This window comes from Cupriavidus ulmosensis, assembly GCF_977008105.1.
Genome location: NZ_CDRMWP010000001.1, coordinates 3,455,532 through 3,480,446 on the forward strand (window position 1 = coordinate 3,455,532; position 24,915 = coordinate 3,480,446).

Annotated in this window: 21 protein-coding genes; 3 read left to right on the forward strand and 18 right to left on the reverse strand. The window is 69.2% G+C overall.

What is annotated here, in order from left to right; all coding sequences use genetic code 11:
* Positions 1–37 precede the first annotated feature (37 nt).
* A complete protein-coding gene (locus tag ACWTPI_RS15910; protein WP_020204313.1) occupies positions 38–739 on the forward strand; it encodes an SIMPL domain-containing protein in 702 nt (233 codons plus the stop codon).
* On the opposite strand, the gene ACWTPI_RS15915 is transcribed toward ACWTPI_RS15910, so the two are convergent.
* From ACWTPI_RS15915 to ACWTPI_RS15950, 8 genes are all read right to left on the reverse strand, one after another.
* The gene (locus ACWTPI_RS15915) at positions 699–1,364 is read right to left on the reverse strand and encodes a nucleotidyltransferase family protein (RefSeq protein ID WP_059411069.1); all 666 of its coding nucleotides are present in this window, start codon (positions 1,362–1,364) and stop codon (positions 699–701) included. The two genes, ACWTPI_RS15910 and ACWTPI_RS15915, sit on opposite strands and share 41 nt — an antisense overlap.
* On the reverse strand, positions 1,361–2,467 hold the full coding sequence (locus ACWTPI_RS15920; protein WP_454732133.1) for an XdhC family protein: 1,107 nt from the start codon (positions 2,465–2,467) through the stop codon (positions 1,361–1,363). Before ACWTPI_RS15920 ends, ACWTPI_RS15915 begins: the two co-directional genes overlap by 4 nt.
* Before the next feature lie 20 nt (positions 2,468–2,487).
* Positions 2,488–3,690 (reverse strand): vWA domain-containing protein, encoded by a 1,203-nt coding sequence (locus tag ACWTPI_RS15925; protein WP_454732134.1) that lies wholly within the window; start codon positions 3,688–3,690, stop codon positions 2,488–2,490.
* On the reverse strand, positions 3,684–4,577 hold the full coding sequence (locus ACWTPI_RS15930) for an AAA family ATPase (protein ID WP_020206936.1): 894 nt from the start codon (positions 4,575–4,577) through the stop codon (positions 3,684–3,686). Before ACWTPI_RS15930 ends, ACWTPI_RS15925 begins: the two co-directional genes overlap by 7 nt.
* Before the next feature lie 15 nt (positions 4,578–4,592).
* On the reverse strand, positions 4,593–5,213 hold the full coding sequence (locus ACWTPI_RS15935) for an SRPBCC family protein (RefSeq protein WP_059411063.1): 621 nt from the start codon (positions 5,211–5,213) through the stop codon (positions 4,593–4,595).
* 57 nt (positions 5,214–5,270) lie between these two features.
* The gene (locus tag ACWTPI_RS15940) at positions 5,271–7,682 is read right to left on the reverse strand and encodes an aerobic carbon-monoxide dehydrogenase large subunit (protein ID WP_454732135.1); all 2,412 of its coding nucleotides are present in this window, start codon (positions 7,680–7,682) and stop codon (positions 5,271–5,273) included.
* Between the two features lie 73 nt (positions 7,683–7,755).
* Positions 7,756–8,277, reverse strand: a complete 522-nt coding sequence (locus tag ACWTPI_RS15945; RefSeq protein WP_020206939.1) for a (2Fe-2S)-binding protein — start codon at positions 8,275–8,277, stop codon at positions 7,756–7,758.
* A 119-nt stretch (positions 8,278–8,396) separates the two neighbouring features.
* Positions 8,397–9,263, reverse strand: a complete 867-nt coding sequence (locus ACWTPI_RS15950; protein ID WP_454732136.1) for an FAD binding domain-containing protein — start codon at positions 9,261–9,263, stop codon at positions 8,397–8,399.
* A 284-nt stretch (positions 9,264–9,547) separates the two neighbouring features.
* Here ACWTPI_RS15950 and ACWTPI_RS15955 point away from each other — a divergent pair, with 284 nt between their 5' ends.
* Complete coding sequence (locus tag ACWTPI_RS15955; protein ID WP_454732137.1) at positions 9,548–10,354, forward strand: LytTR family transcriptional regulator DNA-binding domain-containing protein; 807 nt, start codon at positions 9,548–9,550, stop codon at positions 10,352–10,354.
* Positions 10,355–11,313: 959 nt separating this feature from the next.
* Here ACWTPI_RS15955 and ACWTPI_RS15960 read toward each other — a convergent pair.
* The 7 genes from ACWTPI_RS15960 to ACWTPI_RS15990 all read right to left on the reverse strand — a co-directional run bounded on the left by ACWTPI_RS15960 (position 11,314) and on the right by ACWTPI_RS15990 (position 19,502).
* A complete protein-coding gene (locus ACWTPI_RS15960; protein ID WP_454732491.1) occupies positions 11,314–12,867 on the reverse strand; it encodes a malonate--CoA ligase in 1,554 nt (517 codons plus the stop codon).
* 166 nt (positions 12,868–13,033) lie between these two features.
* A complete protein-coding gene (locus ACWTPI_RS15965; protein WP_454732138.1) occupies positions 13,034–13,816 on the reverse strand; it encodes an enoyl-CoA hydratase/isomerase family protein in 783 nt (260 codons plus the stop codon).
* 68 nt (positions 13,817–13,884) lie between these two features.
* The gene (locus tag ACWTPI_RS15970) at positions 13,885–14,871 is read right to left on the reverse strand and encodes a Bug family tripartite tricarboxylate transporter substrate binding protein (RefSeq protein WP_020206823.1); all 987 of its coding nucleotides are present in this window, start codon (positions 14,869–14,871) and stop codon (positions 13,885–13,887) included.
* A gap of 106 nt (positions 14,872–14,977) precedes the next feature.
* Entirely contained in the window at positions 14,978–16,516 is a 1,539-nt protein-coding gene (locus tag ACWTPI_RS15975) for a malonyl-CoA decarboxylase domain-containing protein (protein WP_454732139.1), read from the reverse strand.
* 49 nt (positions 16,517–16,565) lie between these two features.
* Positions 16,566–17,354: a GntR family transcriptional regulator gene (locus ACWTPI_RS15980; RefSeq protein ID WP_082080230.1), complete on the reverse strand. Its 789-nt coding sequence runs from the start codon at positions 17,352–17,354 to the stop codon at positions 16,566–16,568.
* Positions 17,355–17,616: 262 nt separating this feature from the next.
* Positions 17,617–18,429 carry a prolipoprotein diacylglyceryl transferase gene (lgt, locus tag ACWTPI_RS15985; protein ID WP_020206826.1) on the reverse strand — a complete coding sequence of 271 codons (813 nt, stop codon included), beginning with the start codon at positions 18,427–18,429 and terminating at the stop codon, positions 17,617–17,619.
* Positions 18,430–18,500: 71 nt separating this feature from the next.
* The gene (locus ACWTPI_RS15990) at positions 18,501–19,502 is read right to left on the reverse strand and encodes a LysR family transcriptional regulator (RefSeq protein WP_454732140.1); all 1,002 of its coding nucleotides are present in this window, start codon (positions 19,500–19,502) and stop codon (positions 18,501–18,503) included.
* Positions 19,503–19,668: 166 nt separating this feature from the next.
* Between ACWTPI_RS15990 and ilvD the strand changes: the two genes are divergently transcribed.
* Positions 19,669–21,342 (forward strand): dihydroxy-acid dehydratase, encoded by a 1,674-nt coding sequence (gene ilvD / locus ACWTPI_RS15995; protein WP_059416188.1) that lies wholly within the window; start codon positions 19,669–19,671, stop codon positions 21,340–21,342.
* Positions 21,343–22,286: 944 nt separating this feature from the next.
* On the opposite strand, the gene ACWTPI_RS16000 is transcribed toward ilvD, so the two are convergent.
* The 3 genes from ACWTPI_RS16000 to ACWTPI_RS16010 are packed head-to-tail and all read right to left on the reverse strand — an operon-like array spanning position 22,287 to position 24,905.
* Entirely contained in the window at positions 22,287–22,859 is a 573-nt protein-coding gene (locus ACWTPI_RS16000; RefSeq protein ID WP_454732141.1) for a hypothetical protein, read from the reverse strand.
* A complete protein-coding gene (locus ACWTPI_RS16005) occupies positions 22,856–23,299 on the reverse strand; it encodes a DNA polymerase III subunit chi (protein WP_454732142.1) in 444 nt (147 codons plus the stop codon). Before ACWTPI_RS16005 ends, ACWTPI_RS16000 begins: the two co-directional genes overlap by 4 nt.
* A gap of 58 nt (positions 23,300–23,357) precedes the next feature.
* The gene (locus ACWTPI_RS16010) at positions 23,358–24,905 is read right to left on the reverse strand and encodes a leucyl aminopeptidase (protein ID WP_059416263.1); all 1,548 of its coding nucleotides are present in this window, start codon (positions 24,903–24,905) and stop codon (positions 23,358–23,360) included.
* Between the last annotated feature and the right edge of the window lie 10 nt (positions 24,906–24,915).

Sequence of the window (24,915 nt, forward strand, 5' to 3'; positions counted from 1 at the left end):
GCGTCAGAATACGCATTGCCAGAAACGGGAGAACACCATGAAAAAACTGCTTGCCGCCACGCTGCTCGGCACCACCGCCATGATCGCCTCGGCCCAGGGCGGCGCCCCGGCCCGCGATCCCGCGCCCGCCGGCGTGCTGTCGCTGTCGGCCCAGGCCGCCACCGACGTGCCCACCGACGTGGTCCACCTGACCCTGGCCGCCGAGCAGGAAGGCGCCGAGCCCGGCGCGATCTCGTCCGCGCTGTCCGCCAAGGCGCAGCAGGTCATCGCGCAGGCCCGGCGCACGGCCGGCGTGCAGGCGGAATCGGGCGGCTTCACGATCAACCCGTCCACCGACCGCAACGGCCGCATCAGCACCTGGCGCGGGCGCGCCGAGGTGATCCTGCAATCGCGCGACTTCGCCGCGGTCTCGAAGCTCGCCGGCCAGCTTGCCAGCCAGATGCAGGTGCAGAACATCGCCTTCTCGCTCTCGCGCGAAACGCGCCAGGCCACCGAGGCCAGGCTGGCCGAGCAGGCCGTGGCCTCGTTCCGCGCCAAGGCCGACACCACCACCAAGCTGTTCGGCTACAGCAGCTACGCGATCCGCGAAGTGCAGGTCAGCGAGATCGGCGCGGTGCAGCCGATGCCGCGCATGTACGCGGCCAAGGCCATGATGTCGGACGCGGCGCCAGTGCCGGTCGAGGGCGGCAAGGCCCAGGTCACGGTGACGGTGAACGGCTCGGTGCAGATGCTGAAGTGAGCCGCGCCACGCGCGCGGCGATGCGCGCGTAGTCTTCCGGCGTATCCATGTCGGTGGTGAAGCGGTCGTGGCCGGCCTCGTGGACGAAGACCTCGTCCGGGTGCTCGGCGATCAGCCTGCGGCAGCCCGGATTCACGTGCCCGGCCACGACCTCCGCGGCGTAGCTCGCCGAGAACGCCACCGGGTTGCCGCGCTGCCCCGCGTGCATGGGCACCACGATCGCGCCGCGCGGCATCGCCGCGAACGCGCGCACCAGCTCCAGGTAGTCGGCCGCCTCCAGCAGGACCTGATCGGCCAGGCACACCAGCACCACGCTGCACGGCATGCGCAGCGCCGCCACGCCGGCGGCCACCGAAGTCATCTGCCCCTCCTCGTAGCGCGGGTTCGGCTGGAAAGCGACCGGCAGGCCGTCGAGCGCGCCGATCACCTCGCGGCCCTTGTACCCCGTCACCACCACGATCTCCCGCGGCCGCGCCGCCAGCAGCGCGCGCACCGTGCGCCGCACCGCCGGCTCGCCGTCCAGCGGCAGCAGCAGCTTGTGCGGCCCGCCCATGCGCGACGACATGCCCGCGGCCAGCACCACCGCCGAGAAGGCCGGCAACGCCGCGTCCGCCGGCGCGCTCATGTGGCCTTGCGCGCGCCGCGCGCGGCCGGCAGGTATTTGTCCGGGTCGCGCTCGAACTCCACCTTGCAGCCGTCGCAGCAGAAATACACGCGCTGCCCGCCATGCTCGACCACGTGCCTGGCCGACGCGATGTCGACCGCCATGCCGCACACCGGATTGACGTAGCGCGCGGCGGTGGCGGCGGGAGCCGGTGCCATCGATTCGCACGGCAGCATCGCCGGCAGCGCCTCGCCGCTCTGCGCGGGCGCCTGCGCGGCCTGTTCTTCCTCCATCTGCCGGCGCAGCGCCACCAGCCCGGCCACCGCGCCGAGCGCGATCTCCTGCGGCGTGCGCGCGTGGATGTGCGGGCCGGCCGGCGCATGCAGCGCGGCCAGCCGCTGCGGCGCGATGCCGCGCCGCTGCATGGCCTCGCGCAGCGTCTGCGCCTTGCGCTGGCTCGCCACCAGCAGCACCGCCGCGGCCGGGCCGCGCAGCGCCGCTTCCAGCGCGTCCTCGTCGCCGTCGCCCTGGGTGGCCACCAGCGCCAGCCGCGGCGCCAGCGCGGCGAGCGCGGCCGGGTCGTAGCCCGCCACCACCTGGCGCAGGCCCAGCGCCGCCAGCGGCACCGTCATGCCGGCCGCGGCCACCACGGCGAAGCCCATGCGCTGCGCCAGCACGCAGGCTTCCAGCGCGGTCGGCGTGGCGCCCAGCACCAGCGCCACCGGCGGCGGCAGGGTCGGCTGGATGAACAGCTCCAGCGTGCCGTTGCTCGCGCACGGCATGGCGTGCATCTCGATGCCGGCCTCCGCCGCCGCGGGCGCGTTGCTGATGCGCAGCAGCTTGGGGGCGCCGGTGCGGATCGCCTCCAGCGCGGCCTGGATCACGATGGCGCGCGAACAGCCGCCGCCGACCCAGCCGTGCAGCGCGCCGTCCTCTTCCAGCAGCGCCTGCGCGCCCACCCAGGCCGAGGTGGGCGGCTGCGCGCGGATCACGGTGATCACCGCGAACGGGCGCAGCGCGTCGATCAGCCGCTGCTCGCGCAGCAGCAGCGCTTCGCCATCGATGGCGTCCGTGGCGGTGTCCGTGGCGGTGTCCGTGGCGGGGTCTATGGTGGCGTGGTTCATGGCAGGGTCCGGAACGTCGTTTACTGCAATACCGACAGGACTTGCGGCAGCACCTGCCGCAGGCTCGCCAGGTCGCGCGCGCCGGCCAGCAGGTCGAGATACGGCAGCGCCGCCGACATGCCGGCGCTGGCCGGCGTGAAGCCGGGCTGGCCCATCAGCGGGTTGAGCCAGACCAGCCGGCGGCAGCGCCGCCGCATCTTGTGCAGGGCTTCCTGCAGCAGGCCGGGCTCGCCCGCGTCGTAGCCGTCGCTGACGATCACCACCGCCGTGCGCGAATGCAGCAGCGCCGCGCCGTGGCGGCGGTTGAACGCCGCCAGGCTTTCGCCGATGCGCGTGCCGCCGGCCCAGCCCGCCGACAGCAGCGCCAGGCGCTCCTGCGAGCGCCACGGGTCGGGGTCGCGCAGCGCCTGCCCCACGTTCGCCAGCGCGGTGTGGAAGATGAAGCAATGCACGTCGGCCAGCCGCGCGCTCAGCACGCGCGCCAGGCGCAGGAAGAAAAAGCTGTACAGGCTCATCGAGCGGCTCACGTCCAGCAGCAGCACGATGCGCGGGCGTTGCCGCCGGCGCTGCCGCCACGCCAGCTCCAGCGGCAGGCCGCCGCGCGACACGCTGCGCCGGATGGTGGCGGCCATGTCGATCATGCGGCCCGACGCCGCGCTGCGCTCGCGCCGCGTCTGCACGCCGCGCAGCCGCTGCGCGAAGCGCCGGATCGCGTCGTCGATGGCGAACAGCGCGTCGGGCTGGTTGAGATGGCGGAAATCCGCGTGCGCGAGCGACTCCGCCGCGCTGGCGCCACGCGCGGCCGCGCTGCCCTCCGCCGCCAGCGTCTCCGCCTCGGGGCCGGCGCAAGCCAGCGCGGTGCCTTCGCTGTCGTCACCCGGCCCGGCGTCGCGGCGCGGCTCCAGGCGCCCGGCGCCGCTGGCCTGCGCCGGCGCCAGCGCGCGCCGGTTGGGCCGCTGGAAGTAGGCATCGAACAGGGCGTCGAAGCGGCGCCATTCCTCGGCGCGCGAGCACAGCAGCGCGCGCAGGCTCCAGCGCAGCAGCTCGCTGTCGAGCTGGCCCATGCGCCGCGCCACTTCCATCGAGGCCGCCATGTCCTCGCTCGCCACGCGGAAGCCGTTGGCGCGCAGCCAGCCCGCGAAGCCGGTGTAGCGCGACACCAGCCGCGCCGCCAGGTCCGTCTCGGGAGCGCGCTGCGCGGCGCCGGGCAGCGCGTTCAGCATGCCGCCGCCAGTTTTTCGACGACCGGGCGCGTGAGCCCGGCCAGGTCCGCGCGCGTCTTCACCAGCGCGGCCAGCGAATCCATGATGCGCTCGGCGCCGCCGGGGTCGAGCGCGCTCACGCCCAGGCGCAGCAGCGCCGAGGCCCAGTCCAGCGTCTCGGCCAGGCCGGGGCGCTTCTGCATGTCCATCTGCCGCACCGCCTGCACGAACTCCACGATCTGCCGCGCCAGCGCCTCGGGCACGTCCGGCACCTGCATGCGCACGATCAGCAGTTCCTTGTCGAAGCCCGGGTAGTCCACGTACTGGTAGAGGCAGCGGCGGCGCAGCGCGTCGGAGATCTCGCGCGTGCCGTTGGAGGTCAGCACCACGTAGGGCCGCTCGGTTGCGCGCACCACGCCCAGCTCGGGGATCGACATCTGGAAGTCCGACAGCAGCTCCAGCAGGTAGGCCTCGAACGCTTCGTCGGTGCGGTCGATCTCGTCGATCAGCAGCACCGGCGCCGGCGTGGCGGTGATCGCGTCGAGCAGCGGGCGCTTGAGCAGGTAGCGCTCGGAGAAGATGTCCTGCTCCTTGTCGGCCACCGAGCGCGGGTCCTGCTCCAGCAGCTTGATCGCCAGCAACTGGTGCTGGTAGTTCCATTCGTAGAGCGCCGCGTGCGCGTCCAGCCCTTCGTAGCATTGCAGGCGGATCAGGCGCGTGCCGAGCAGCCGCGCCAGCGCCTTGGCGACCTCGGTCTTGCCCACGCCGGCCTCGCCCTCGAGCAGCAGCGGGCGGCGCATCTCCAGCGTCAGCAGCAAGGTGGCGGCGAAGCTGCGCTCGGCGATGTAGCCATGCTGCGCCAGGCGCTGCTGCAGCGCCGCCACGTCGGGCATGCGGTCGGCTGGCATGGCGGCGTGCCTGCGTCAGGTGGCCTTGCGCGAGAAGATCCCGCGCAGCCAGTCGCGCAGCACCGCCCACGCCAGCGCGAGGCCGTTGAGTTCGGTGCGCGGCGGCGCGGCCTGGGCCACCGTGGCCGGCGCGGTGTCGCCGTCCGGCGCCGCCGCATCCCGCGCGGGCGCCTGCCGCGACTGCGCCAGCGCGTCGAAGTTGGCCGCGAACTGCTTGAGGATCTGGTCGGCCACGGTGTTCATCATGCGGCCGCCGAACGCAGCCGCCTTGCCGCTCATCGTCACCTCGCTCCTGCCGGACAGCGCGCAGGCGCCGCCGCTGCCCTCGCTGCCCTGCACGGTCGCCAGCAGGTCCATCGACGCGCCCGAGGTGCCGGTCGAGTCCGCGCCCTTGCCCGCCAGGTGCAGGCTGCGCGCGGCCGGGTCCAGGCCGAGCACCTCGATCTCGCCCTTGAACGACATCGTGGCCGGCCCGAGCCGCACGACGATGGTGCCCTTGTAGTGCGTGTCGTCCACGCGCTCGGTGATGGCGGCGCCCGGCATGCAGCCGGCCACCGCGGCGATGTCCTGCAGCGACTGCCAGGCCGCGTCGGCACCGGCGGCGAGCGGGAAGACCTTTTCGAGCACGACTTTCATCAGCTTGTCCTCGCAGGCTTGCGCGCCGCGGCGCGGCGCGCGTGGTCGGGCCCGGCGTCAGCGCTGCGCCAGGCCGAGCGCGCGGCATTGCTGCCAGACGCGGTAGGCGTTGTGCGGCATGTTCATGTGCGTGATGCCGAGATGGGCGAACGCATCGACCACCGCCGAGGTGAAGCACGGGATCGAGCCCACGTGCGGCGACTCGGCCACGCCCTTGGCGCCGATCGGATGGTGCGGCGACGGCGTGATGGTGAAGTCGGTGTCCCAGTGCGGCGTCTCCAGCGCGGTCGGCACGAAGTAGTCCATCAGCGTGCCGCCCAGCAGGTTGCCGGCTTCGTCGTAGGGCAGCTCCTGCCCCATCGCCACCGCGAAGCCTTCGGTCAGGCCGCCGTGGATCTGCCCTTCGATGATCATCGGGTTGATGCGCGTGCCGCAGTCGTCGAGCGCGTAGAAGCGCCGCACGCGCGTCTCGCCCGAATGGCGGTTGATGTCGAGCACGCACAGGTAGGCGCCGAACGGGAACGTGAAGTTGGGCGGGTCGTAGTAGTCCACCGCCTCCAGCCCCATCTCCATGCCTTCGGGCACGTTGTTGTAGGCGGCCCAGGCCACTTCCTTCAAGGTCTTGAACTTGCCCGGCGAGCCCTTGAGCACGAAGCGGTCGAGGTCGAACTCCACGTCGTCGGGGCCGGCCTCGAACAGGTGCGCGGCGATCAGCCGGGCCTTCTCGCGGATCTTGCGCGCCGCGCGCGCCACCGCCGCGCCCGCCACCGGCGTGGAGCGCGAGCCGTAGGTGCCCAGCCCGTAGGGCGCGGTGGACGTGTCGCCCTCCTCCACCTGGATCACCGAGGCCGGGATGCCGGCCTCCGACGCGATGATCTGCGCGTAGGTGGTCTGGTGGCCCTGTCCCTGCGTGATGGTGCCCATGCGCGCGATGGCCGAGCCGTCCGGATGCACGCGGATCTCGCACGAGTCGAACATGCCGATGCCGAGGATGTCGCACGCCTTGGACGGCCCCGCGCCGACGATCTCGGTGAAGGTGCACACGCCGATGCCCATCAGCCACTCGGCCTTGGGGTCGGCGCGGCGCGCGTCCTGCTCGGCGCGCAGCGCGCGATAGTCCACCGCGGCCAGCACCTTGCGCAGCGCCGGCTCGTAGTCGCCCGAGTCGTACTCCAGCCCGAGCGGCGTGAGATACGGGAACTGGTCCTTGCGGATGAAGTTGCGCAGCCGCAGCTCGGTCTTGTCGATGCCGAGCTTGAGCGCCAGCACGTCGATCATGCGCTCGATCAGGTAGACCGCCTCGGTCACGCGGAACGAGCAGCGGTAGGCCACGCCGCCCGGGAATTTGTTGGTGTAGACGCCATCGACCGAGACGAAGGCGTTGGGAATCGCATACGAGCCGGTGCAGACGTGGAACATGCCGGCCGGCCACTTGCTCGGGTCGGCGCACGCATCGAACGCGCCGTGGTCGGCGACGACGTTCACGCGCAGCGCCTTGATGCGCCCGTCGCGGTCGGCGGCCAGCTCGCCCTTCATGTGATAGTCGCGCGCGAACGCGGTGCTGCTCAGGTTCTCGGCGCGCGACTCGATCCACTTGACCGGCCGGCCCAGCACGATCGACGCCACGATCGACACCACGTAGCCCGGATACACGCCGACCTTGTTGCCGAAGCCGCCGCCGATGTCGGGCGAGACGATGCGGATCTTGGACTCCGGGATCGCCGACAGCATGCCCACCACGGTGCGCACCACGTGCGGCGCCTGCGAGGTGATGTACACGGTCAGGTCGCCGCGCGCCTTGTCGTAGGACGCGACGCAGCCGCAGGTCTCCAGCGGGCACGGATGCACGCGCGGATACAGCATCTCCTGCGTGACCGTGACCTCGGCATTGTCGAAGGCGCGGTCGGTCTTGTCCTTGTCGCCGATCTTCCAGTTGAAGATGTGGTTGGGATGCCGGCGCGCGCCGTGCGCGCCCACCTGCTTGTCGCGGATGTCCTCGCGGATCACCGGCGCGTCCGGCGCCAGCGCCAGGTGCGGGTCCACCAGCGCGGGCAGCTCCTCGTATTCCACCTCGACCAGCTCGGCGGCGTCGGCCGCCACGTAGCGGTCGTCGGCCACCACGAAGGCCACCTCCTGGTTCTGGAAGCAGACCTTCTCGTCGGCCAGCACCGCCTGCACGTCGCCGGCCAGCGTCGGCATCCAGTGCAGCTTGAGCGGCTTGAGGTCGTCGGCGGTCAGCACCGCGTGCACGCCGGGGTGCGCCAGCGCGCGCGACTTATCGATCTTCTTCACGCGGGCGTGCGCGTACGGGCTGCGCACCATCGCGCCGAACAGCATGCCCGGCATCTTGATGTCATCGACATAGGTGCCCTTGCCCTGCAGGAAGCGCGGGTCTTCGCGGCGCTTGCGCGAGCAGCCCATGCCCTCCAGCGCGGCGAGGCGCTCGGCTTCGGCGTTCATCGTTCCCATGGTGCGTCTCCGTGCGTCTGCTTCAGACGCCGGGCACGGCCATCGCGCGCCCGGCATGGTCCATCCGGCCGCGTCAGTGCGTTGCCTCGTCCATCAGCGGATGCGAGGTCTGCACCGCTTCGCCGCGCAGCTTGCGGGCGGCATACTGCACCGCTTTGACGATGTTCTGGTAGCCCGTGCAGCGGCACAGGTTGCCGGCCATCCAGTAGCGGATCTCTTCTTCGGACGGGTCGGGGTTTTCCTGCAGGAGGCGGTACGCGCGCATCAGCATGCCGGGCGTACAGAAGCCGCACTGCAGCGCGTGCTCCTGCATGAAGGCCTCCTGCAGCGCATGCAGCTCGCCGCCCTGCGCCAGGCCCTCCACGGTCAGCACCTCGGCGCCCTCGGCCTGCACCGTGAGCACCGTGCAGGACTTGACCGACATGCCGTCCAGGTCCACCGTGCAGGCCCCGCAGTGCGAGGTCTCGCAGCCGATGTGCGGGCCGGTGTGCAGGCAGCGCTCGCGCAGGGTGTGGATCAGCAATTCGCGCGGCTCGGCCACCACGTCGGTGTCCTTGCCGTTGAGCTTGAACGACACCATCACTTTCTTGATCATGTGCGGTCTCCGCTGGGGCTTGCGATGGTCGCCGCGCGCGTGCGCGGCCTGCGGTGCTGTTTGCTGTGCTGCTTGCCGTGCTGTTTTGCCGTGCAACCCGCCGCGCGGCTGGCGCCCGGCTACGGCACGGCGCGCGACCACGCGGTGCGCAGCGCCCGCTGGGTCATCTCGCCCGCCATCGCGGTCTTGTATTCGGCGTCGCCGCGCAGGTCCTCGGCCGGGTCGCAGATGGCCATCGCCAGCCGCGCCGCCTCGGCGATGGCCGCGTCGTCGAGCGGCTTGCCGCGCAGGCTCTGCTCGGCGTCGGCGGCGCGGATCGCCGCGGGCGCGACGTTGGTCAGCGCGATGCGCACGTCCTCCACCGTCTCGCCGCGCCGGCGCAGCATCACGGCCGCCGCCGCGGTGGCGAAGTCGCCGGACTTGCGCTTGAGCTTGGCGTAGCAGTGTCCGCTGCCCGGCGCCGGCGCCGGGATGCGGATTTCCGTGAGGATCTCGCCCGGCTCCAGCAGCGTCATGTAAGTGCCGAGGAAGAAGCCGTCGGCCGGCACCACGCGCTCGGCCAGCCTGCCGGCCAGCACGAAGGAAGCGTCCAGCGCGATCATCAGCGCCGGATGGTCGTTGCCCGGATCGCCGTGCGAGATGTCGCCGCCAATGGTGCCGCGGTAGCGCACCTGCGGGTCCGAGATCAGGCGCGCGCCCTCCACCAGCAGCGGGCACTTCTGCTGCAGCAGCGCCGACCAGATCAGCTCGTTCTCGGTGGTCATGGCGCCGATGCGCAGCTCGCCGCCTTCCTCGCGGATGCCCTTCAGGCCCTCGACCTTGCCGAGGTCGATCAGGTGGGCCGGCTCGGCGAAGCGCAGCTTCATCATCGGCAGCAGGCTGTGCCCGCCCGCCAGCAGCTTGGCGCCGTCGCCGTATTCCTCAAGCATGGCCACCGCTTCGGGCAGCGTCCTGGGCGCATGATATTCAAACGGGCGGGGGATCACGCTGGTCTCCTTGTCTCGCTCGCGCGCCCGCGCCTGCGGTCCGTGCCGGCGGCCTTGCGCGCATCGCTGTGTTTTCAGGAGCATTTCATAATGCAGCGCAGCAAAGCAATGTGACTTCCCGAACGCCCGGCAAGGCTGCGTCAACCGCCGGGAAACTTGCACGAACTACGGCAGGGACGTACAACAGAATTGCCGCGCAGGCGCGCGATGGGCAGCAACCGGGCAACCGCGGGCGCGAAGACAAGAACAACGACAGGCCGACATCGAAACCAGGAGATTGCACAATGGACCGCCTCGCGCCGTTCACCCCGCCGGCCCCCGAGGTGCGCCGCAACGAGACCTTCCAGCACAAGCTGGAACAGTTCAACCCGGGCATCGTCTGGCTCGACGCGCAAGGCCGCGTCACCGCCTTCAACGATGTTGCACTGCAAATCCTCGGCCCCGCCAGCGAGCAGTCGCTCGGCGTCAGCCAGGACCGGCTGATCGGCATCGACGTGGTGCAGCTGCACCCGGAAAAAAGCCGCGAGAAACTACGCTTCCTGCTGCAGTCCGAGGACGCCAGCGGCTGCCCGGTCAAGTCGCCGCCGCCGCTGGCGATGATGATCAACATCCCGGACCGCGTGCTGCTCATCAAGGTGTCCAAGATGGCGGACAGCGGCGGTGCATGCGGCACCTGCATGATCTTCTACGACGTGACCGACGTCACCACCGAGCCGCACCACGCGCCCGCGTCAGGCAGCGCGCCGCTGCCGCGCCGGCTGTTCAAGATCCCCGTGTACCGCAAGAACCGCGTGATCCTGGTGGACCTCAAGGACATCGTGCGCTTCCAGGGCGACGGGCACTACACGACCATCGTCACCAGGGACGAGCACTATCTCTCCAACCTGTCGCTGACCGACCTGGAGATGCGGCTCGACGACAGTGTTTATCTGCGGGTGCACCGCAGCCATATCGTCAGCCTGGCTTACGCGGTGGAGGTAGTGAGGAACGAGGAACGCGTGCAACTGGTCATGGATGATGCGCAGCGCACGCTGGTGCCGGTCAGCCGGGCGAAGATCGCGGAGTTGAGGGAGAGGTTGGGGGTGGCGTGATTTTTTTTTGGAATTTTATTCAGGTTCAAGGTCAACGGCTTTAAGAGCTTTAACGTCAAGATCGAAGTCAACTTCAAAGTCAACTTCAAAGCCAGCGGCTGAACGTCAAAGTCAAAGTCAAAGTCAACATCAAAGTCAAAGTCAAAGGCTTTCGCTCCCCCGGAGCGACCTACTTTCTTTTCCCCGAAAAGAAAGTAGGCAAAGAAAGCGGGCTGCCTGGCCGGCAGGGGCAGAAACGTTGGGATTTCTCTTGTTGGTGGTTTCGTGGTGGGGCCTGTGGTTCTGCTGGCATCCTGCCGTTACCGGTTCGGCTGGCCACGATCTGGCTGGCGGTATGGGTTGCGGGGTCAGACCTATGATGGCAAGCGCACTGCTGGTTCGGGCATCTGCCGTTACCGGTTTTGGCGGTCACGGCGTAGCACCGGCACTGGTTTCGTGGTGGGCGCGGTGGACCCCGCGCGGGTGTGCTGGGTTGCTTTGAACCGGATTGCCTCTCAAGTCAAAACCGTTTGGCAGTGAGATCGAATGGGGGCCACCGCGCCAAGATTGTTCGGCACTGCGCTCAAACGGTGGCCACCGCGCCCACCACGAAACTAACACCGTCTCTATGACGAGCCTATCCGCCCCGGTCGCGGCAGCAGCCTGAAGGGCCTGGGCCACCGCCATCATGCAGCGCCACCACGAATCGAACACCACCCGAGAGATAGTGGCCGCCAAAACCGGTACCGGCAGAATCCCTGCAGAACCACCGCCCCCACCACGAAACCACCAACACCAGCAACACTGTTCGGCTCTGCCCCTGCCGGCCAGGCAGCCCGCTTTCTTTGCCTACTTTCTTTTCGGGGAAAAGAAAGTAGGTCGCTCCGGGGGAGCGAAAGCCTTTGACTTTAAGCCTTTGACTTTAAGCTCTTGACTTTGACGTTCAGCAGTTGACTTTAACGTTAAGCCAAAGCCCCCCCTTAATCCCCCCCAAACTGCACCCTCAACAAATTCTTCTGCACCTTCCCCATCGTATTCCGCGGCAGCTCATCCACCAGATGCACCCGCTTCGGCACCTTGAAATTCGCAATCCGCCCCTTCAGCAAGCCGATCAGGCTGGCCTCCTCCAGCGCCGAGCCGGGCTTGCCCACCACCACCGCCACCACGGCTTCGCCGAAGTCGGCGTGCGGCACGCCGATCACCGCGCTCTCCGCCACGCCGGGCATTTCGTCGATGAAGCTTTCGATCTCCTTCGGGTAGACGTTGTAGCCGCCCGAAATGATGAGGTCCTTGCTGCGGCCGACGATGGTCAGGTAGTCGTCGGGCACCTTGCGCTCGCCGGACTGGCTGACGATGGCGCCGCCGAAGCGGCCGACGTCGCCGGTCTTGAACCAGCCGTCGGCGGTGAATTCTTCCTGCGTCTTCTCGGGCATGCGCCAGTAGCCCTTGAACACGTTCGGGCCGCGCACTTCCACGTTGCCGATCTCGCCGGGCGCGCAGGGCTTGCCATCGCCGTCGACCACGCGCACCGAGACGCCGGGCAGCGGCTTGCCGACGGTGCCGCCGATGCGTTCGCCGTCGGCGGCGTCATACGGGTTGGAGACCAGCATCACGGTCTCGCTCATGCCGTAGCGCTCGAGGATGGTGTGGCCGGTGCGCGCGCGGAAGGCGTCGAAGGTTTCCATCAGCAGCGGCGCGGAGCCGGACACGAACAGGCGCATGCGGCGGCAGGTGTCGTCGTCGAGGCGCGGTTCCTGCAGCATGCGCACGTAGTACGTGGGCACGCCCATCATCACGGTGGAGCGCGGCAGGAATTTCAGGATCTGGGCCATGTCGAGGCGGGGCGCCCAGATCATCTTGGCGCCGGCCAGCAGCGCGCCGTGCGAGGCCACGAACAGGCCGTGCACGTGGAAGATCGGCAGCATGTGCAGCAGCACGTCGTCGCTGCGCCAGCCCCAGTATGCGTGCAGCGTCTTGGCGTTGGAGGCGAGGTTGCCGTGCGTGAGCATGGCGCCCTTGCTGCGGCCCGTGGTGCCGGAGGTGTACAGGATGGCGGCGAGGTCGTCGGCGCCGCGCGCCACCGTGGCGAAGGTATCCGGCTTGCCGGCCGCGCGCGCCAGCAGCGAGCCGGAGCGGTCGTCGTCGAGCGTGAACACGTGCCGGGTGCCGTGGCGGAAGGCCACCTTGGAGACCCACGGGAAGTTGGCGCTGCTGCACACCACCACGTCGGGCTCGGCATTGCCGATGAAGTAGTCGATCTCGGCTTCCTGGTACGCGGTGTTGAGCGGCAGGTAGACGTAGCCGGCGCGCAGCGTGGCGAGGTAGAGGAACAGCGCCTCGGGCGACTTCTCCACCTGCACGGCCACGCGCGCGCCTTCGGGCAGCTTGAGCGCGGCCAGCAGGCTGGCCAGCCTGGCGGTGGCGCGGTCGAGGTCGTCCCAGCTGTAGTAGAGGCCGTCGTGGGTTTCGATGCAGCAGGCGCTGCGGTCTGCCGGGAAGCGGGATTCGAACAGGGCGAACAGGTTGGCGTTCATGTTGCGGAAGATATGGAACGGGATCGTCAGTAACATTGGCAATCGGGGGCCGGGAGCCCGGGAGATCGGCCCGAGAGGTCAATGAGGCGGTACGAGTGCGGTTTAGCGGACTTCATCAGGCCCGGACTTTCGGGCGGGCCGACAGCCGGCCATGATAGGCCCGCGGCTAGTGCCCGGTAAAGTGCGGCGCGCGCCGGGCCAGGAAGGCAGCCACGCCTTCGGCGTGGTCGGCGCTGCCGGCGTAGCGGAAATGCGCTTCCAGCTCGTGCGCGCCGAGCGGCTCGGGCGCGGGCGCCAGGCGGCGGATGGTCTCCTTGTTGATGCGCGCGGCCAGCGGCGCGCCGGCGGCGATGCGCGCGGTGGTGGCGGCCACCTCGCCGGCCAGCGCGGCGGCCGGCACCACGCGCGTGAGCAGCCCTTTCGCGTGCGCCTCGGCGGCGTCGAACACACGGCCTTCGAGCAGGATCTCCAGCGCCACCGCGCGGCCGGCCAGCGCCAGCAGCCCGCCCAGCTCGCCCGGCGCCATCGGGAAGCCGAGCCGGTTGATGGGCACGCCGAAGCGGCTGTCGGCGGCGGCGATGCGCAGGTCGCAATGGCAGGCGATCTCCAGCCCGCCGCCCACGCAGACCCCTTCGATCATCGCCACCGTGGGATGGACGCAGTCCGCCACCGCGGCCAGCGCCGGCGCGATGATCTCCATGTGGTAGCGGCGCAGCGCGGCGTCGTCGCCGCGCTCCTGCGGGAATTCGGCGATGTCGGCGCCGGCGGCGAAGTTGCCGCCGGCGCCGCGCACCACCACGCAGCGCAGCGAGTCGTCCGCCGACAGCCGCGCGAAACCCTGCGCCAGCGCGCGCCACATCGCCACCGAGATCGCGTTGAGCCTGCCCGCGTTGGCCAGCGTGACCGTGGCGATGCCGCCGTCGCGCGTGAATTCCACCGTGCCGCTCATGCCCTTGCTCCTGCCGTCATCACCATCCTCCTCGCGTCAAACCAGTCGAACCAGCCGAACCGGCCGAATCAGTCTATCTTGGCGCCGGACTGCTGCACCACCTGCGCCCAGCGCTTGATCTCGGCGCGCTGGAACTGGGCGAACTGTTCCTGCGTGAAGGCCGGCGTGTCGGAGCCGTTGGCCAGCCAGACCTGCTTCATCTCGGGCGTGTTGAGCGCCTTCTCCACTTCGGCGTAGAGCTTGTCGACGATGTCCTTCGGCGTGCCCTTGGGCACCCACATCGCGTACCAGGTGGAGACGTCGTAGTTGGCCACGCCGGCCTCGGCCGCGGTCGGCACGTTGGGGAAGGCGGCCGAGCGCTTGGTCGATGCCACCGCCAGCGCCTTGATGCGCCCGGCGCGGATGTGCTGGGCCGACGAGCCGAGCCCGTCGAACACCATGTCGACCTGCCCGGCGATCAGGTCCGACAGCGCCGGCCCCGCGCCCTTGTACGGGATGTGCGTGATGAAGGTCTTGGTCTGCAGCTTGAACAGCTCGCCCGCGAGGTGGTGCGACGAGCCGTTGCCGGCCGAGCCGTAGTTGAGCTTGCCCGGGTTCTTGCGGGCGTAGTCGATCAGCTCGCCGAGCGTGTTGGCGGAGACCTTGGCCGGGTTGACCACCACCACCTGCGGCGGCTGCGCGATCACGGTGACGGGAATGAAGTCCTTCTCGATGTCGTAGTCGAGCTTCTTGTAGAACGACGGCGCGATGGCGTGGTGCGCGCCGCCGATGAACACCGTGTAGCCGTCGGGCGCGGCCTTGGCGGCGATGCTCGCGCCCACCGTGCCGCCGGCGCCGCCGCGGTTGTCGATCACGAACTGCTTGCCGAGCTGCCTGGAAAGCTGCGCGGTCAGCGGGCGGGCGAAGGCATCGGTGCCGCCGCCGGCCGGGAACGGCACGATCACGGTGATGGGCTTGGACGGCCAGGCATCGGCCCGGACTGCCGGGGCTGCCATGCCGAGGGCCGCGCCGAGCGCGCAGGCCAGCCCGGCCAGTTGGAACTGACGACGTTTCATTGCTCTGTCTCCTGTGTCTTTTCTCTGCGGAAAGTCAAACGACGGAACTGCCACCACAACAAGGCGCCGGCCCGGCGAGGGGCCTGCCCCCGGGACCCGGCCACGATCACAAGAACTTGCCCACGGCGCGGCTGATGCGCGGGTTGCCGTTGCCGAGGCGGGCCAGGTTGTCATCGAGCGCCTCGGGCACGTACAGGTAATTCACCATCATGCCGCACGACTGCGCGCGGCCCTTGCGCGACAGGTCGGCGGCCCAGTTCAGCCGCTCCACGCAGGCGCCGTTGCCGAGGTGGAAACGCGCCACCGGGTCGGCCGGCATGCCGTGGTGGCGCTCGCGCACGAGGAAATGCGCGGCCAGCGCCAGCGCGGTGTCGCGCATCACGGCGTCTTCCCGGGCGCCCTTTTCGTGCTCGCCGTGCGCCGCGTCCGCGCCGGCGGCCAGCGCCGCCAGCCAGGCCGCGCCGTCGGCGGGCGGCTCGCCATGCTGCTCGCGCCAGCGCGCCAGGCGCTTGTCGCCGAGCAGCGCGGCCACCGCGGCGCCGTCGCGCTTGCGCAGCCAGTCGGCGAAGCCGGGAATCGGCGACAGCGTGGCGAACTGCTTGAGCTTGGGAAACTCGCGCTGCAGTTCCTCGATCACGCGCTTGAGCAGGAAGTTGCCGAAGCTCACGCCGCGCAGCCCGGCCTGCGTGTTGGAGATGGAATAGAAGATGGCCCACTTGACGCGGCGCAGGTCTTCCAGCGGCGCCGCCTCGTCGAGCAGCGCATGCACGTTGGCGGCCATCTCCGGCACGAAGGCCACCTCGACGAAGATCAGCGGCTCGCGCGGCATGCGCGGGTGGAAGAAGGCGTAGCAGCGGCGGTCGGAGTCGAGCCGGTTGCGCAGGTCCGCCCACGAGGCGATCTCGTGCACGGCCTCGTAGCGGATCAGCTTTTCCAGCAGCGAGGCGGGCGAGTCCCAGGTGATCGGCTGCAGCTCCAGCAGGCCGACGTCGAACCAGTTGGAGAACAGCGCCTCGAGATCGTCGTCGAGCGGGCGCAGGCCCGGCATACGCTTTTGCCAGCGCAGCATGTCGGCGCGCAGGCCGATCAGGAAATGCAGGCCGCACACGCTGTCGCCCTGCTGGCCGTGCAGCGCGGCGAGCCGCCTGAAGAAGCGGATGCGGGCGTTGGACAGCGCCTGCGACAGGTTCGGGGCGGCGGCCGCCTTGTCTGTGCCGGTCGCTGCGCCAGTCCCTGCGCCGGTCCCGGCGCCGTTGCCTGCGCCGCTGCCAGCCGCTTCGGCGGCCTCGCCATTGGCGGCGACCTCGGCCAGCACGCCGAGCATGGCCTGGCGCGCGTCGTCGCCGGCCGCCTCGTATTCGGCGCGCCACGACTGCGCGGCGGCGTTGGCGGCGCCATCGGTCAGGCGCGCGTCGAAGCACTGGCGCAACTGCTCGCGCTGGCGACGCAGCACGCGCGCCGGCAGCGGCGCCGGCGCGGCGTCCACCTTGCCGTCGGCCCGGGCCGCGGGCTTGCCCGTGCCGTCGGCATCGCGCTCGCCCTTGCGGCCCCACCAGCGGCCGAAGCGCGACCACAGGGTGCCGCCCGCGGGCTCGGGGCCGGCCAGCGGCGCGCTGACTTTCTGTTCGCTGTTGAAGGAGTCCATGACGTACCTGCTATCGAACTGCTATCGAACGGTCGGACGATCAAAACGGTCAGGCATCGGACGAAGGCGCCGCCAGCCGGCGCGCGCGGGCCGGCCCGGCATCGCCGCCGCCCGCCTTGTCCGCGAGGCGCAGCCGCCCGCGCCGCGGCGCCGCGGCGACCTCGGCGGCGGGCGGCGCCGCGGCCTGCGCCTCGGCGGCGTCGAGCGCCCTGAGCGCGCCGCGCTGGCGCATCAGGTGCGTCTTCATCAGCGCCTCGGCGCCCTCGGAATCGTGCGCCTTGAGCGCGGAGAACACCGACAGATGCTCCGCGCACGATTCGCGGATGCGGCCCGGCAGCTTCAGGCTCTTGTGGCGCGACAGCCGCAGCACCTTGCGCAGGTCGCTGATCAGGCCGGACAGCCAGCGGTTGCCGGCCAGCCGCTGGATCGCTTCGTGGATCTGGTAGTTGGTTTCGTAATAGGCGTCGATATTGCCGTCCCGCGCGTAGCGCGCGAGCTCGGCATGCAGGCTTTCGAGCGCATCGAGATCGACGGCGCTGGACTTGCGCGCGGCCTCGAAGGCGCAGCGCCCTTCGAGCAGCGCCATCAGCGGGAAGATCTCGTCGAGGTCCTGCTCGGACAGCGCGTTGACGAAGCAGCCGCGGCGCGGCTCCAGCCGCACCAGCCCCTCGGCCGCCAGCACCTTGAGCGCCTCGCGCAGCGGCGTGCGCGAAATGCCCATCGATTCGGCCACGCTGGCCTCGTCGATCCACGCGCCGGGCATCAGCGCGTGCTCGTCGATCAGCGTGCGCAGGCGCTCCGCGACTTCGAGATACAGGGCCTGCTGGATGATGCGCATGGAGTTCTCCGGCGGGAACGGGGCAATGGCATCGAGGTGGCCGCAGCGGCACTTCCGCCAACTCAATAATTCATAATTATGAATAACGGCGGCATTAACACAACAAGAATCGATGTTGCGCAGCGGCAAGCGGGATTTGTGGAAGCGTCGAAGAAAGCCGCCGGTTTTTCCAGCACGGTGGCATTCGCAAGCGCCCGCCCTCTCCCCCTGCCCCTCTCCCGCACGCGGGAGAGGGGAGCAAACCGGGGGCAAGCGCCGCGCGTCAGCGCATCGACGCCCGCACCGCCTCGCCGTGCCGGTAGGCCCACACCAGCATGGCGATGCCGGCCAGGATCATCGGCAGGCTGAGCCACTGGCCCATCGAGAAGTTCAGCGCCAGCAGGCCGAGGAAGTTGTCGGGCTCGCGCGCGAACTCGACCAGGAAGCGGAAGCCGCCGTAGCCGATCAGGAACACGCCGGAGACCGCGCCCATCGGGCGGGGCCTGCGCGCGAACAGCCACAGGATGATGAACAGCGCCACGCCCTCGCCGGCGAACTGGTAGAGCTGCGACGGATGGCGCGGGATGTTGTCGCCGGCCTGCGGGAAGATCATGCCCCACGGCAGGTCGGTCGGGCGGCCCCACAGCTCGCCGTTGATGAAGTTGCCGATGCGCCCGGCCGCCAGGCCGCACGGCACCAGCGGCGCGATGAAGTCGGTCACTTCCATCCAGTGGCGCCCGCGCATCTTGCCGAACAGCCACATCGCCACGATCACGCCGAGGAAGCCGCCGTGGAAGGCCATGCCGCCCTCCCACACCTTGAGGATCTCGAGCGGGTGGCTGAGGTAGTAGTCGGCCTTGTAGAACAGCACGTAGCCCAGGCGCCCGCCCAGGATCACGCCCAGCACGCCGAAGAACAGCATGTCGTCCAGGTCCCGGGCGGTCCAGCCCTGCGCGGCCATATGCGGCTGGCGGATGCGCAGCCGGCCGAACCACAGGAACATGATGAAGCCGGCCAGGTACATCAGCCCGTACCAGCGGATGGCCAGCGGACCGAGGTGGATGGCGACCGGATCGAATTGCGGGTGAATCAGCATGTTTGCCGTGAAGTAGGTTGTGGGGCCGCGCCGCGCACGGCAGGCCAGGAAAAAAGCCGGCGGGCGGGAAATCAGCCGGCGGCCGCGTCCGGCTTTATGCCAGCGTTTTGCGTCACGGTCATGGCAGACGCCAGCGCGCCGGCGATCTCGATGAAGGAACGCAGCACCGGGCTGACGCTGCCGGCGCCCGCCTCGCGCCACACCAGCCCGGTCTCGATGTCGGGCCCGGCATCGCGCAGCGGCAGGTAGGACACCCCGGTGCGGCGAAGGTTGCACAGCGAGGCCGGCACCAGCGCCACGCCCATGCCAGCCGACACCAGGCTGACGATGGTCTGCATCTGGATGGCCTCCTGGGCGATCGCCGGCGTCAGCCCTTCGCGCGCATAACAGCCCGTAATGATGTCATAAAACGCCGGCGCGCTTCGCCGCGGGAAGATGATGAGCGGCTCGTGGGCCACGTCGCGCAGCGCGATGCCGGCCTGCGCATCGCCGCCGTCCCCACTGTCCTCACTGTCCCCGCTGTCCTGCGGCGCGCCGCGCGGCCGCCAGCCCTGCGGCACGGCCAGCACCAGCGGCTCGCGCACCAGCGGCAGGTAGGACACGCCGTGCGGCATGGCCGGCAGTTGCGGGCGGATCACCAGCCCGGCGTCGATGGCGCCTTCCATCAGCGCCTCGAGCTGGATGTCGCTGGTGGCCTCGCGCAGTTGCAGGTGCACGTTGGGGTGGTGCGCGCGGAAGCGCCGCAGCAGGTCGGGCAGGATGCCGTAGTCGGCGGTGCTGACGAAGGCCAGCGACAGGGTGCCCGCCTCGCCGCGCGCCAGCCGCTGGGCCAGCCCGGGCAGCGCGGCGGCGTCGGCCAGCACGCGGCGCACCTCGGGCAGCCATTGCTGGCCGGCCGGCGTCAGCGCCACCGAGCGGCGCGTGCGCAGGAACAGCGGCACGCCGATCTCCTCCTCCAGCGCCTGGATCTGCTGCGACAGCGGCGGCTGGGTCATGGCCAGGCGGCGCGCCGCGCGGCCGAAATGGAGCTCTTCCGCCACCGTGACGAAGTAGCGTAGCTGGCGCAGGTCCAATCGGGCTCCTGATATGTTTTTCGACTCAATAGAGGTTGAATAATATATTTGACACGATAAAACGCAAGCGGCATGCTTTCGCCCACAACACGGCAGACGCCCGCGCGGTGTTCAGGCCACCCCGAACCACCGCGCCGGCCAGCACCCATTCCCCCGGAGATTCCCCATGACGTTCAACAAACGCTCGCAGCACATCACGCAAGGCGTGGCGCGCTCCCCCAACCGCTCGATGTACTACGCGCTCGGCTACAAGAAGGAAGACTTCGACAAGCCGATGGTGGGCATCGCCAACGGCCACTCGACCATCACGCCGTGCAACTCGGGCCTGCAGCGCCTGGCCGACGCGGCCGTGGCCGCCATCAAGGACGCCGGCGCCAACCCGCAGATCTTCGGCACGCCGACCATCTCGGACGGCATGTCGATGGGCACCGAGGGCATGAAGTACTCGCTGATCTCGCGCGAAGTCATCGCCGACTGCATCGAGACCGCGGCGCAGGGCCAGTGGATGGACGGCGTGGTGGTGATCGGCGGCTGCGACAAGAACATGCCGGGCGGCATGATCGCGCTGGCGCGCACCAACGTGCCGGGCATCTACGTCTACGGCGGCACCATCAAGCCGGGCAACTGGAAAGGCAAGGACCTGACCATCGTGTCGTCGTTCGAGGCCGTGGGCGAATTCACCGCCGGGCGCCTGAGCCAGGAAGACTTCGAGGGCGTGGAAAAGAACGCCTGCCCGACCTCGGGCTCGTGCGGCGGCATGTACACCGCCAACACCATGAGCTCCTCGTTCGAAGCGCTGGGCATGTCGCTGCTGTACTCGTCGACGATGGCCAACCCCGACCAGGAAAAGGTCGACAGCGCCGCCGAATCGGCGCGCGTGCTGGTCGAGGCCATCAAGAAGGACATCAAGCCGCGCGACATCATCACGCGCAAGTCGATCGAGAACGCGGTCTCGCTGATCATGGCCACCGGCGGCTCCACCAACGCCGTGCTGCACTACCTGGCGATCGCCCACTCGGCCGAGGTGGAATGGACCATCGACGACTTCGAGCGCGTCCGCCGCAAGGTCCCGGTGATCTGCAACCTCAAGCCCTCGGGCCAGTACGTGGCGACCGACCTGCACCGCGCCGGCGGCATCCCGCAAGTGATGAAGATCCTGCTCAAGGCCGGCCTGCTGCATGGCGACTGCCTGACCATCACCGGCCGCACCCTGGCCGAGGAACTGGAAAACGTGCCCGACACCCCGCGCGCCGACCAGGACGTGATCCTGCCGATCGAGAAGGCGCTGTACAAGGAAGGCCACCTCGCCATCCTCAAGGGCAACCTGGCCGAGGAAGGCGCGGTCGCCAAGATCACCGGCCTGAAGAACCCGGTCATCACCGGCCCGGCGCGCGTGTTCGAGGACGAGCAAAGCGCGATGGACGCCATCCTGGCCGACAAGATCAACGCCGGCGACATCCTGGTGCTGCGCTACCTCGGCCCCAAGGGCGGCCCGGGCATGCCCGAGATGCTGGCCCCCACCTCCGCCATCATCGGCAAGGGCCTGGGTGAGTCGGTCGGCTTCATCACCGACGGCCGCTTCTCCGGCGGCACCTGGGGCATGGTGGTCGGCCACGTCGCGCCCGAAGCGCACGTGGGCGGCAACATCGCGCTGGTGCGCGAAGGCGACTCCGTCACCATCGACGCGCACAAGCTGCTGCTGCAGCTCAACGTGAGCGATGAAGAACTGGCCAAGCGCCGCGCCGAATGGAAGCAGCCGGCACCGCGCTACACGCGCGGCGTGCTGGCCAAGTTCTCCAAGCTGGCATCGACGGCGAGCAAGGGGGCGGTGACGGATTAAGGTTTTTGGGGATTCGGTCTGGAACTGGGCCCTCAAGAAAAAACCCGCGATTTCTCGCGGGTTTTTTCTTGGGGATTTTTTCCTTTGCGGGAATTTTTTAATGTCAATTTCTTAAATTCAAGGTCAACTGATTAACTGCTTAACTTCAAAGTCAAAAGCCTAAAGTCAAAGGCTTTCGCTCCCCCGGAGCGACCTACTTTCTTTTCCCCGAAAAGAAAGTAGGCAAAGAAAGCGGGCTGCCTGGCCGGCAGGGGCAGAAACGTTGGGGTTTCTGGTGTTGCTGGTTTCGTGGTGGGGCCTGTGGTTCTGCTGGGATTCTGCCGGTACCGGTTTTGGCGGCCACGTTCTCTCGGGTGGTGTTCGATTCGGGGTGGTGCTGCATGATGGCGATGGCCCAGGCCCTTCGGGCTGCTGCCGCGACCGGGACAAATGCATACGACATAGGAACGGTGCTGGTTTCGTGGTGGGCGTGGTGGCCCCCATTCGATCTCAGTGCCAAACGGTTTTGACTTGAGAGGCAATCCGGTTCAAAGCAACCCAACACACCCGCGTGGGGTCCACCACGCCCACCACGAAACCAGTGCCGGTGCTACGCCGTGACCGCCAAAACCGGTAACGGCAGATGGCCGAACAGGCAGTGCGCCCGCCATCATAAGTCTGACCCCGAAACCCATACCGCCAGCCAGATCGTGGCCAGCCGAACCGGTAACGGCAGGATGCCAGCAGAACCGCAGGCCCCACGACGAAACCACCAACAACAAGAAACCCCAACGTTTCTGCCCCTGCCGGCCAGGCAGCCCGCTTTCTTTGCCTACTTTCTTTTCGGGGAAAAGAAAGTAGGTCGCTCCGGGGGAGCGAAAGCCTTTGACTTTAAGCTTTTGACTTTGACGTTAATCAGTTGACTTTGAAGTTAAAGCCTTTGCCTTTAAAACCAACCCCCAAAATCAAACCCCACCCGGATCCCTCTCAATCTCCTCCAGAGTAGCATCCAACCACTCCACCAACCGCGCCTCCAGCGCCTGCGTCAACTCCGCCGCCAGCTGCGCAGTCAACGGCGCCAGACGCGATTGCAGCGTGGCCTCGGTATGAGCCTCCACCACCTGCGGCCACTCGGTGCGAAACCGCATCATCACGCGCGTGAGCAGTTCGCTGCGAACCGCCCGCAGTTCTTCGTCGCTGGGCGGCGGCACGGGATGGACGGCGGCGTGCGAGGCGGAATAGGCGCCGTCCTGTGTGGACGGGTTCGGCTGCGCCAGCGCCGGCACCTCGGGCACGGGCGTGGCCGCTTCGCGCGGCACGACCACGTGGGTCGGGGAGCCGGGCCAGGCCGGCTCGAGGGGAACGTGGGCGACGTGAGGCTGGGCCGGGCCGCCGGCCGCGGGCGCCGCGGCGCTGGCGGCCTGCTCCGCGCCCTGCCTGGCGGCATCGGCGGGCAGGTCGATGACTTCGGTCAGCAGCGGAATGCTGTCGTTGGGCCCGATGCGCGGGATCACGCGCGAGGTGGTGCGTTCGGTCATGCGTCGCCTCCCTTGCCCTGGGCTGCCTGCGCGATGTCGTGGTGCGCCAGCGGATAACCGCGCTCGCGGTAGAGGCGGAAGCGCTCGCGCCCGGCGTCGCGGTCGGCGGCGTCGCTGCCGACCACTTCGATCATGCGCTCGAAGCTGGCGAACTGCGCGGGCGGCTGCGTGTCCAGGTTGATCAGCAACTGGTGATGCGGGGCCTGTTCCAGCGTGACGGCCAGCACGATCGGCGTGACCGCGGCGTGCGGGCTGTCGATGCCGCAGTGGGGCAGGAAATCGAGCGGGGAAAACGTCCACAGCCGCGCATCGAGCTGCGCCAGCTGCTCCGGCGCGCCATGCACCACCAGCTTCTGGCCGGCGCCGTAGGCCTTGCGGATCAGGCGGCAGGCGTAGCCGAGCTTGTCGGGCACGTTGCTGTGGAAATCGATGCGCGTCATGGTCAAGGACGATCCTCTGCACAAGCCGGCGCCCTCGGGCGCCGGCCCGCGCCTGGCTTCAGCCGGCGCGGTCCATCAGGAACTGCGCCAGCAGCGGCACCGGGCGGCCGGTGGCGCCCTTGGCCGCTCCGCTCTTCCAGGCCGTGCCGGCGATGTCCAGGTGGGCCCAGTCGTACTTCTCGGTGTAGCGCGCCAGGAAGCAGGCCGCGGTCACGCTGCCGGCCGGGCGGCCGCCGATGTTGGCCATGTCGGCGAAGTTGGACTTGAGCTGGTCCTGGTAGTCGTCGTCCAGCGGCATGCGCCAGGCGCTGTCCATCGCCTTGCGCCCGGCCTGCAGCAACTGGTCGGCGAGCCCGTCGTTGCGCGCATACAGGCCGCTGTTCACGTGGCCCAGCGCGATGATGCAGGCGCCGGTCAGCGTGGCCACGTCGATCACCGCGGCGGGCTTGAAGCGCTCCACGTAGGTCAGCGCGTCGCACAGCACCAGGCGGCCTTCGGCGTCGGTGTTGAGGATCTCGATGGTCTGGCCGGACATGCTGGTGACGACGTCGCCGGGCTTGGTGGCGGTGCCGCTGGGCATGTTCTCGCAGGTGGGCACCACCGCGATCACGTTGAGCTTGAGGCCCATCTCGGCCACCGCCTGCAGCGTGCCCAGCACCGAGGCCGCGCCGCACATGTCGTACTTCATCTCGTCCATGCCCTCGCCCGGCTTGAGCGAGATGCCGCCGGTGTCGAAGGTGATGCCCTTGCCCACCAGCACCACCGGGGCCTGCTTGGCGGATGCGCCGTCATAGCGCAGCACGATGAACTGCGGCGGCTCGACCGCGCCCTTGGTCACGGCCAGGAACGCGCCCATCTTGAGCGCCTCGATCTGCTTGCGGCCCAGCACTTCCACCTTGAGCTTGTGGCGCTTGGCGATGGCGCGCGCGGTGTCGGCCAGGTAGGTCGGCGTGCAGATGTTGGAAGGCAGGTTGCCGAGGTCCTTGGTCAGCTCCATGCCGCCGGCGATGGCCACGCCGCGCAGCACGGCCTGGGCCGCGGCCTTGGCGTCGGCCGCGTCCACGGTCAGCACCACCTTGCGCAGGCCGCTCTTGTCCTTGGCGTTGGCGCCGTTGCCGGCGCGCTTGAGGCCGGGATGGCGCTCGAGCAGGCGGTAGCCCGCCTCGCGGATCAGCGTGACGGTGGTGATCAGGCGCCACGACAGGTCGGCGGCGTTGCCGGCCTGCTGGGAAGCCTGCTGCTGCGCCAGGCACCACAGCACGCTGGCCGCGCGCGTGCCGGACAAGGCACGCAAGGCGGTGCGCACGGCTTCGGCGAACGCCTTCTCGTTGAACTCGCCCTCCTTGCCCAGGCCCACCAGCAGCACGCGCGCCGCGCCCACGCCGGCGACCTCGTGCAGCATCAGCTGGGTGCCGCGCTTGCCCTCGAAATCGCCGAGCTTGACGAGCCGCGCCACCAGGCCCTTGGTCGCGACGTCCAGCGCCTTGGCCACGCCGGCCAGGCTCTGGCCTTCAAACAGGCCGACCACCAGGCAGTCGGTCTTGGTCGCCAGGAAACCATTTTGGCCAGCTTTGCTCCAATCCAGGGCTTTTGTGCTAAATTCCATCGCGCTTCCT

Bases quoted from the DNA above. Each gene is read 5' to 3' on its own strand.
- ACWTPI_RS15910 (WP_020204313.1), top strand. From the start codon at position 38: ATGAAAAAACTGCTTGCCGCCACGCTGCTCGGCACCACCGCCATGATC.
- ACWTPI_RS15915 (WP_059411069.1), bottom strand. From the start codon at position 1,364: ATGAGCGCGCCGGCGGACGCGGCGTTGCCGGCCTTCTCGGCGGTGGTG.
- ACWTPI_RS15920 (WP_454732133.1), bottom strand. From the start codon at position 2,467: ATGAACCACGCCACCATAGACCCCGCCACGGACACCGCCACGGACACC.
- ACWTPI_RS15925 (WP_454732134.1), bottom strand. From the start codon at position 3,690: ATGCTGAACGCGCTGCCCGGCGCCGCGCAGCGCGCTCCCGAGACGGAC.
- ACWTPI_RS15930 (WP_020206936.1), bottom strand. From the start codon at position 4,577: ATGCCAGCCGACCGCATGCCCGACGTGGCGGCGCTGCAGCAGCGCCTG.
- ACWTPI_RS15935 (WP_059411063.1), bottom strand. From the start codon at position 5,213: ATGAAAGTCGTGCTCGAAAAGGTCTTCCCGCTCGCCGCCGGTGCCGAC.
- ACWTPI_RS15940 (WP_454732135.1), bottom strand. From the start codon at position 7,682: ATGGGAACGATGAACGCCGAAGCCGAGCGCCTCGCCGCGCTGGAGGGC.
- ACWTPI_RS15945 (WP_020206939.1), bottom strand. From the start codon at position 8,277: ATGATCAAGAAAGTGATGGTGTCGTTCAAGCTCAACGGCAAGGACACC.
- ACWTPI_RS15955 (WP_454732137.1), top strand. From the start codon at position 9,548: ATGGACCGCCTCGCGCCGTTCACCCCGCCGGCCCCCGAGGTGCGCCGC.
- ACWTPI_RS15960 (WP_454732491.1), bottom strand. From the start codon at position 12,867: ATGAACGCCAACCTGTTCGCCCTGTTCGAATCCCGCTTCCCGGCAGAC.
- ACWTPI_RS15965 (WP_454732138.1), bottom strand. From the start codon at position 13,816: ATGAGCGGCACGGTGGAATTCACGCGCGACGGCGGCATCGCCACGGTC.
- ACWTPI_RS15970 (WP_020206823.1), bottom strand. From the start codon at position 14,871: ATGAAACGTCGTCAGTTCCAACTGGCCGGGCTGGCCTGCGCGCTCGGC.
- ACWTPI_RS15975 (WP_454732139.1), bottom strand. From the start codon at position 16,516: ATGGACTCCTTCAACAGCGAACAGAAAGTCAGCGCGCCGCTGGCCGGC.
- ACWTPI_RS15980 (WP_082080230.1), bottom strand. From the start codon at position 17,354: ATGCGCATCATCCAGCAGGCCCTGTATCTCGAAGTCGCGGAGCGCCTG.
- lgt (WP_020206826.1), bottom strand. From the start codon at position 18,429: ATGCTGATTCACCCGCAATTCGATCCGGTCGCCATCCACCTCGGTCCG.
- ilvD (WP_059416188.1), top strand. From the start codon at position 19,669: ATGACGTTCAACAAACGCTCGCAGCACATCACGCAAGGCGTGGCGCGC.
- ACWTPI_RS16000 (WP_454732141.1), bottom strand. From the start codon at position 22,859: ATGACCGAACGCACCACCTCGCGCGTGATCCCGCGCATCGGGCCCAAC.
- ACWTPI_RS16005 (WP_454732142.1), bottom strand. From the start codon at position 23,299: ATGACGCGCATCGATTTCCACAGCAACGTGCCCGACAAGCTCGGCTAC.
- ACWTPI_RS16010 (WP_059416263.1), bottom strand. From the start codon at position 24,905: ATGGAATTTAGCACAAAAGCCCTGGATTGGAGCAAAGCTGGCCAAAAT.